At 42.2% G+C, this 8580-nt stretch carries 6 protein-coding genes; all 6 read right to left on the bottom strand.

The window, feature by feature from the left end:
* Positions 1–151 precede the first annotated feature (151 nt).
* Complete coding sequence (locus LQ216_RS20135) at positions 152–1000, bottom strand: 5'-3' exonuclease (protein ID WP_230131437.1); 849 nt, start codon at positions 998–1000, stop codon at positions 152–154.
* 94 nt (positions 1001–1094) lie between these two features.
* Positions 1095–1517, bottom strand: coding sequence for a hypothetical protein (locus LQ216_RS20140; protein WP_230131427.1), 423 nt, complete (start codon positions 1515–1517; stop codon positions 1095–1097).
* A 10-nt stretch (positions 1518–1527) separates the two neighbouring features.
* Positions 1528–5196 carry a dynamin family protein gene (locus tag LQ216_RS20145; protein ID WP_230131429.1) on the bottom strand — a complete coding sequence of 1223 codons (3669 nt, stop codon included), beginning with the start codon at positions 5194–5196 and terminating at the stop codon, positions 1528–1530.
* A 521-nt stretch (positions 5197–5717) separates the two neighbouring features.
* The gene (locus LQ216_RS20150; RefSeq protein WP_230131431.1) at positions 5718–6257 is read right to left on the bottom strand and encodes an isoprenylcysteine carboxylmethyltransferase family protein; all 540 of its coding nucleotides are present in this window, start codon (positions 6255–6257) and stop codon (positions 5718–5720) included.
* A complete protein-coding gene (locus LQ216_RS20155) occupies positions 6257–7345 on the bottom strand; it encodes a 3-oxoacyl-[acyl-carrier-protein] synthase III C-terminal domain-containing protein (RefSeq protein WP_230131433.1) in 1089 nt (362 codons plus the stop codon). The genes LQ216_RS20150 and LQ216_RS20155 overlap by 1 nt, the downstream gene beginning before the upstream one ends.
* 242 nt (positions 7346–7587) lie before the next feature.
* On the bottom strand, positions 7588–8580 hold a 993-nt coding region (locus LQ216_RS20160; protein WP_230131435.1), incomplete at its 5' end, for a hypothetical protein.

Raw genomic sequence — 8580 nt, forward strand, 5'->3', positions numbered from 1 at the left:
TAAGTTTACTCATTTTGTTTCCCCCGATATGATCTCTGAAATGATTATAATCGGGTTTCTGTCATATGCATACAAAAAACCCGAATAAGAGACTTTTTTAAGTGTCCATTATTCGGGTCATAGTTCACATAACCGGGAAGCGGTTGGTTGCTTATATGATCATTCTCTGCAGAGCCTTGAATTCGTGGTCCAATGCCATTTGTTTAACCTTTTCCCTGTCATAGCTGTACAATGAATCTTCTAATGAACAAGAAACAGGCACATCACATTTAATTTCCGCGAGCTTTCTTGATAAATGAAGCATGTCGACCGCTTCTTCAATTTTTGCACGTTGTGTTTTTGTTAACGCTTGGACATTTTCAAGAATGCCTTCAATGCTTTTATATTCGATGAGCAGCTTTAAGGCGGTTTTTTCGCCAATTCCCTTCACTCCCGGATAATTATCTGAAGGATCACCCATAAGCGCCTTCAAATCAATCATCTGCCTTGGCGTGATGCCCTTCCATTCGAAAAAGCTTTCGGTGTTATGGACCTCGTAATTACCATAGCCCTTCTTTAAAAGCACCACCGAAATGTTATCCTCCAGAAGCTGAAGCATATCCTGGTCTCCGGTGAGGATGTATACCTGGCTATGGGACATAGATGCTTTTGCTAAAGTGCCAATGCAATCATCCGCTTCGAATCCCTCAAGCCCAATATTGGGTATATCAAAGGCTTCAACGGCCCTCTTTACAAGTTCAAACTGCGGAATCATCTCTACCGGAGGCGTGGAACGGTTTGCCTTGTATTCCCCAAACAGTTCATTACGGAAGGTTTTGCTTCCCATATCCCAGCATACCGCTACATGCGTTGGTGAGAAATGCTCTACCGCAGTCAACATATGCTTTAAAAAACCTTGTACGGCATTCGTTGGAACGCCTTTTGAATTTATCATAAACTGGCCCGTAACAGCCGTTGCGTAAAACGCCCTGAATAAAAGGGCCATTCCATCTACGAGCATGAATGTCGGCAGTTCTCTTTCGTTATCATTCAAAGTGATCACCTCATAAAAATTTACCTTATACTCCACTAATGATAAGGATTGCATTTTACTATTATACCATAATGCGTACATTTTTTTGTTCCGGGATCGACGTTTGTTGCCTGAATTTCAGTTTTGTTGTCAGTTTCCATTTTCGTTGCCAGAAATTTGATTTTGTTGCCGTTTTTCCCGTTTTGTTGCCGGAACACGGACTTTCGTTGCCAGAATTTCTGTTTTGTTGCCAGTCCTCATTTTTGTTGCCGGAATTTTGATTTTGTTGCCGCTTTTCCTGTTTTGTTGCCGGAACACGGACTTTCGTTGCCGGAATTTCTGTTTTGTTGCCAGTCCTCATTTTTGTTGCCGGAATTTTGATTTTGTTGCCGCTTTTCCTGTTTTGTTGCCAGAAAACGGACTTTCGTTGCCGGAATTTCTGTTTTGTTGCCAGTCTCAAAATTTCGCAGCCAAAATTCTGATTTTGAGTGGTTCTGGATTTCAATAAAGACCCATTATAAATGAATTTGTTCTATTTCCCTCAATATCTCTTCATAAAGTGGAATATCAATGATTTCTTCTAATGCAGAACGCAGTCCGCTGTAAATTTCGTCCAGCTCGGAACCGTACTCTTGTTGCAACTTCAATAATCCATCATCCAAGAGTAAGGAATAAAATTCATATATGCGGGACTGTTGGGAAGTGGTATAGCTTTCGGCCGGCTGTTCCAACCTTATTTGTAAGGCATCGCTCATCCTCGCCTTTTCATTTTTCTCAAAAAAGTCTTTTGTATTTTTGAAAAGGGCCAGCTCTTTCTTGAAGTTCTGTACATTCAGTTCCTCAAATGCCGGTTTGAAATCTATCGTTTCTGCTTTTATCATTTCATATTCCCTTAATGAAAGGCTCTGGCGGATTTGTTTAAACATAGTATCCACTGCTGCCTGTTTTTCCTTTAACAGACTGGCGACAAACAGCTCGCTTCGCAAAGCGGTTGCGCGCATTTCCTGGGAAAAATCAAAGCCGAGCGAAGTGATCAGCTCTTTTAATGATGTTTGCAGCGTAGCCTTAATGTCACGTCCGTCATCCTTTATGACTGCTGGGTTGAAGGACTCCTTGAAAAAGTCGCTAAATCTTAAGAATACCCGCTGCTTGCTGTAAAACGCCAGCTCCTCGGTCTCCTTGCGCAGTCTTTGTTTATCAGTATCCCCATTCAATTCCTGCAGGATTTCTTTAAGCTCCGCCAATTCCTGTTCCAATCCCGCCAAGGCTTGCTTTTTCGCTTGTTCATCCTGTTTGGAAGCGTCAATGACATCTCCCAGCAGTTGCTCAGCCCGGATGATCGTTCCCTTTGAAGATTCTATCGCAAGCATGGTTAAGTCATGCTCGATAAACGCATCAAACTGCGATTGGAATTGTTCCATCCCGCTGTCTGGAAGAAAATGATGTGAAAAAGATCCATCCTCCGTCTTTTCGGCGAGCGCCCCCTTGCTTGACAAAGGAAACAGTTTCGGGAATCTGATCCCGAATCCATTCAGCTGACCTTTCACATAATCCATCACTTCTTCCAGCTCATCGTTTGTTGCGGCAAGATCGACCGCGTTGACGATGAAAAACATTTTATCCATGGCGAAAGAATCTTTGACGCGGCCAAGCTGGATCAAAAACTCCCGGTCCGCCTTTGAAAAAGGATGGTTGTAATAAGTTACAAACAGGATGGCATCAGCGTTTTTAATATACTCAAACGCGGCACCGGTATGGCGGGCATTGATTGAATCTGCTCCGGGCGTGTCGACCAGGACCATTCCCTGCTTTGTCAGATCACAATCGAAATAAAGTTCGATTAAATCGACAAAGCATGATTTTGATTCTTCCGCGGCAAAGCTTCTAAAACCAGCCCTATCCACCGAAAACTTCGTTCCGAGCCTCTCCTGATAATCCGGCAAGCCTTGATAAAAAGCTTTGATAAACGAGAGATGGATTGTGCCCTTTTCCTCTGCATCGGTTCTATCAATCAGCTCCCCAGCCAGCTTGTAAGCCTCATCCAGCGTATTTGCGGTAAGGTCATAGGCTGACAGTGCAAGCGATATGTCCTCAAATAGCATTTCGGCACTTTTCAGCGTCACGGTTGCGGTACCATGCGGGTGATCTGAGTTAGAAGCCATAATTTTATTGATCGCTGCTGTAGTCGGATTTGGTGAAACCGGCAACACGCTATCGCCCATCAGGGCATTGGCAAACGATGACTTACCGGCGCTGAAAGCACCGAAAAGGGCAACAGTAAATGTTTGGGTCTCCAATCGCCCCGCTTTTTCTTTCAGTTCCTTGTATAGTGATTGGAAGCCTCTCAAAGGCTGAATCAATTCGGATACTTTCGTTAATTCCGCTCCCGTTTTTTGCAGTTTATCTTTTCCGCGGAAAGCTTCCGTTCCGTCATTGGTGTCTGGTACAATATGTGGCACCGGCTCTTCTTGTTCCGTGCTGTTAATTAATAACTTCTCCGGTTCTAACTCATCTGTATGTCTGATGATGACATCTTCTTCCTCGTTCAGCCATTTTTTCACCAGCTGTTCCGGATTAGGAATCTCATTAAGTGTCATCAAAGCTTTCTTTCTTTGTTCCAGATTATCTTTCATTGTTCTGATCGATTCAAAAGCGGATTGATAACACTCATAGCTTTTTAATTCTTTTTCAATGTAGCTAACCTTCTCATCGGCTTCCTTTTTCAAGTATCCGTACAGCGACTGAACAAAGCTGTCGGCTGCATTCCTCGCTTCTTTTTTAATCGAAGCAGCGAGCTCGTTCGTATAATTCAAGACGTATTCGCCGGTAATATTCACCTGTTGCTTTAAGGGATTCTCAATCGTTGTTTGCGAAACGGACACTTCGATTTCCTGGGCTGCTTTTTCAAGACCGCTGTCATGAACCCCGGCCTCGCTTAATGTTTTGACTGCCAGCTCCTTCAGATGCCATTCAAGCTGGGTCCTGACTTTTTCCTGGAGATCTGATAGGAACGCTAGCTGCCTTCTCTCTCGTTCTTCTTCTGTTTTTTTCTTCGAGAAAAGCAATCCTACCCTAAATTCAGGCTGGCTTGCCTCTAAATATTCCTTTGCCAGATCCCTCGTCTGAGCGGGCATGATATAAGCGTTTTTCAGCGTCGATTCAAGTCCGCCTTTAAACACTTCCTGCGTGCTGTCTGCCTGGGAAGCAATCCTGTCCTTTTCCTGATTCAGTGAAAAAAGCCGGTCAGTGATTTCATCCCGTTCCTCAACTTGCAGCTCAGCTAGCACTTCCAAATTCGCAGCGTTCTCTTCTTCCCATTTACCCTTTAAACGGTGAAGATGGTTTTCGACAAGTCTTCCGGCAGAATCAAATATCGACTCAAAACTGTCTTCCTGGCCGGTTTCTCCTTGCTTAAAAATGAATTCCTTCACCTGTTCGATTTGATTTTGGTTATTTTGCAGATCTCTTAATGACGTAAAGAAAAAACCGTTCGGGTACACACTCCAATTGGCAAAGGCATCTACGACCGAGTTCTTGAATTCTTCAAAGCCGAGTTCTGTGTCATCATGCTTATCGATCTGGTTGATGATCAAATACACCTGCTTGCCTGCGTCCTGCAGTTCTTTGGTAAAATGAAAATTGACTTCTGACTGTACATGATTATAATCCATCACATAGAAAATGACGTCAGCCAGATGAAGCGCTGACTCAGTTGAAACCCTGTGGGCGTCATCTGTCGAGTCAATCCCGGGAGTATCCATGACCACGCATGTTTCAGGAAGCGGGAATTCACTTGAACTTATCGTGATCGACAATATGCTGTCGCCGTCTTTTGCAAATTGCTTTACGGCTTTGTAATCATACGGGGCAGGAAAAAGAACCGGTTTGCCTTGATGGTAGTAGACCTTGGCATAATTGCCTCCACGCTTTAGTGTAACTGTGTTCGCACTGGTCGGAATCGGGCTGGAGGGCAGCACTTGCTCCCCAAGCAAATAATTGATCATACTGGATTTTCCGGCGGAAAAATGGCCGCAAAAAGCAATGGTATATTCCTGTTTATATAGTTTAATAATCAGCTGTTTTATTTTTTCGGCATTCTCGAAATCCTGCGCAGTTTCGAAAGTTTCATAGAGTGCGAGTAAATGCTCGAGATCCCGCGCTTGCTTTTTCGTTTGTTGCACCATACGTCAATTCCCCTTAGTTTGAGAGTCATGTTTATAATCATATATTGTAAACGATTTCTGTTTCCATTCCTATACATTGATATGCAAAAAATGAATAAAGAAAACTCGTCGATTGATGAGCCTTGACAGAGACGTAGTTGAGTCACATAAGCTAATACATTAGGACGTGGCGCACTTAGTCTGTGTTCTGCTTTATGCAGAAAGGAAAGTTCATACGTTCATTTTTGCCAAAAAAAATAACCAGGCGCTTTACCTGGTTGTATGGGCGGGTATGAATTTTTTTTGGTTTTTTTCTGAAATAAACGCAGGGTTGCTAGTGGCTTTTACTGGCCGTTGAACGTTATTTAGTACGTATTTCATTAAAAATAAATATGTAACAACAGTTAAAAGAACAAATAACCAAACCATGCCGAGCACCATCCTTTTATATTCTGGTTGCTGTCCAAATGAGAATAATTTTCATCTTCATTTAGATAATATCATGAGTGATAATCATTTTCAATAAATAAATTGAATTTTCTTCAATCTTTTTTCTTATTTTTGAAAACCATTTCATAATCGGTCAGGCTGTTTAAAGCACGCTCCTCTTCCGGGATGCGCACAGTCATCATCCAGACATTTAGCAATGAAAACAAAATCCCGGTAATATAGGCATTGAACAGCAATGAAATAATGATGATTTCGATTGCAACGACCAGGTAATTCGGATGTTTTATGTATTTATATGGCCCTTTTGCCATTAACTCTGCCCCGGGCAAAACAATGATTTTTGTATTCCAGTACTTTCCGAGAGAAGCGATGACCCATACTCTTCCTGCTTGGGCCGCTAAAAATATGGCCAGCCATAACTGCCAGAAAGAATTGAGCTCCCTGCCAGTTAAGGTGACTTCCAAAATCAGAGCGCTGAAAAAACCGATATGCATGAGCACCATCCAGGGATAATGCGACATCCCGAATTCAAGCGCTCCCTGTTTTTTCATCCATTTTTCGTTTCTTTGCGCTATAAACAGCTCAATAACCCGCTGCAGAACAATCAGTGAAATAAACAGCCAGAATCCCACTATTCCCACCTCAGTAATAAAAGCTCCGACGAAAACCCGGGACCGAGGGCCGCAGCGAGTCCCACGTCGTTTGAGTCCAGATGCGAAAGCATGAATCGCTCCAATACGTAGAAAATCGTCGCTGATGACATATTGCCGTATTCCTTCAGGACGTTCAGCGAAGTATTGGTCATCTCGCCGGAGAATCCAAGTGCTTGTTCATAAGCCTCAATAACCTTTCTGCCACCGGGATGCGCGACGAAATGCTTCACGCTGTCCAATGAAATTTGATTTTCCGCTAAAAAAGCTTCTACATTCGGTTTTAGCCAATCCTTAATAATTGCCGGGATGTCTTTTGAAAAAACGACATACAGCCCTTCATTCTTGACATCCCAGCCCATGACTTCAAGGGAATCTGGCATAAGTGTCGACCGGGTCGCCAATATGTTGGGTACGAAGGACAGTTTGCTTAAAGACTTTCTATCCACTTCATCGCCGCACACAAGAGCACAGCTGATGCCGTCGGAAAACAACGATGAACCTATCAGATTACTTTTTGAGCTATCATTTTTTTGAAATGTAAGGCTGCAAAGTTCGACACAGAGGACGAGAACCTTTGCTTTCGGAAACGCGCGGCAATACTCATAAGCTCTTGAAATTCCGGCGGCACCCCCCGCACAGCCAAGCCCCCAGATCGGGATTCTTTTTGTATGTTCATTAAACGAAAGCATGTTGATGATTCTCGCATCGATCGTTGGGGTTGCCAAACCTGTACTCGATATATAAAAAAAAGCATCAATTTCCCCTGGCTCAATCTTTTCCTTTAAAAAAGCCCGATTGTCCAAGCATTGACTGACCGCCTTGCAGCCGTATTCCGTCGCCTGCTCGATATATATATCATTCTTCTCTTCAAAGCTGTGCTCATCTTTAAACCATTCGATGTCATTCGAAAAATAACGGGTATCCACCTGGCCATTTTTAAAAGCCCTGAGCAGTCTTTCGATATCCTTAAAAGAAGACCCGAACATCTCTCTGGCAAAGTCCATCGCGGATTCCTGTGATACCCGGTGGGGAAGATTAATATGTGAGACGGAAAGTATTGAAGGCATTGTATTCACACCTTTAGGAAATATTGTATATTTATTATTTCCTAAAGTAATTCCTTTATGACTAAAATATCACTATCCTAATTTTCCGTACCTAATGTCCTCTCAGGATTTTGTTCATTGCTTTATCGATGATAGGTTTCTGTTCTTTCTTTCCTACTGTTTTTTTGAAAATCTTCTCTAGGAGAATGATAGAAAAAATGAAGCCAGGTTAAATTTAACCTGGCCTTCTTTTTAGTCTATCTTTATTCAATCATAGGAGGTCTTTTTGAATCCTGAGAATTGGTGAGTGTATTAAAAAAAGACTCAAATTTCATGGATTGATCGGAGGTAAAGGCTGGTTTCAATAGTTCGTGGGCTACATGGGTGCTTAGAGTATTAACAAATTTCGCGTCAGGAATTGAGTATCCAGTTGGAACCGCTGCGTAAATGATATTCCACACAAGTGGATCAATCCCCACTTGAGGTATATCCACTTGACATGAGAACAGCGAATCGTACATTTCTGTTCCAAGACTCAATGAATTCCAGTTTTTATTTAAAGGAACTGCATTTTCGAGAGATTGCTCTTCCGATTCAGATGTGATATCGTCTGCAGTTTCTGCTTTCAGGTTAGCATTCTCTACAAGGAGTTTTTCATTCTCTTTTTTCATTTTCTTATTTTCCACGGACAGCTTCTCATGGTCTGTCTTTAAAGCGAAAACATCCAGCTTTATTTTTGCTATCTCCGCTTTCATTTTCTCTGCATTCGTTTTAATCAATTGGTTTTCTGCGTTTAACGAGTTATTTTCTCTCTCCAGCTCTTGAACAGCACTTTGCAGGTTTTGAATTTCTTCTTCTTTTAAATTTTCACTATTGCCATAGTTAGCTTGTAGATTTTCAATTTCTGACTGCAGTCGCTCGTTATCTGCTGTCAGTTCCCCAGCCCTCCTGTTCATTTTTTCGTGTTCGGTAATTAACGAGTTATTTTCTCTCTCCAGCTCTTGAACAGCTATTTGCAGGTTTTGAACTTCTTCTTCTTTCAAGTTTTCACTATTGACATAGTTAGCTTGTAGATTTTCAATTTCTGACTGCAGTCGCTCGTTATCTGCTGTCAGTTCCCCAGCCCTTATGTTCATTTCTTCGTGTTCGGTAATTAACGACTTATTTTCTCTTTCCAGCTCTTGAACAGCACTTTGCAGGTTTTGAACTTCTTCTTCTTTCAAGTTTTCACTATTGACATAGTTAGCTTGTAGATT

The sequence above is a fragment of the Bacillus sp. CECT 9360 genome, from assembly GCF_918741275.1.
Lineage (GTDB): Bacteria > Bacillota > Bacilli > Bacillales > DSM-1321 > Peribacillus.

Excerpts from the sequence above, each read along its gene's own strand:
- LQ216_RS20135 (WP_230131437.1), bottom strand. The coding sequence starts at position 1,000 with ATGCTCGTAGATGGAATGGCCCTTTTATTCAGGGCGTTTTACGCAACG.
- LQ216_RS20145 (WP_230131429.1), bottom strand. The coding sequence starts at position 5,196 with ATGGTGCAACAAACGAAAAAGCAAGCGCGGGATCTCGAGCATTTACTC.
- LQ216_RS20155 (WP_230131433.1), bottom strand. The coding sequence starts at position 7,345 with ATGCCTTCAATACTTTCCGTCTCACATATTAATCTTCCCCACCGGGTA.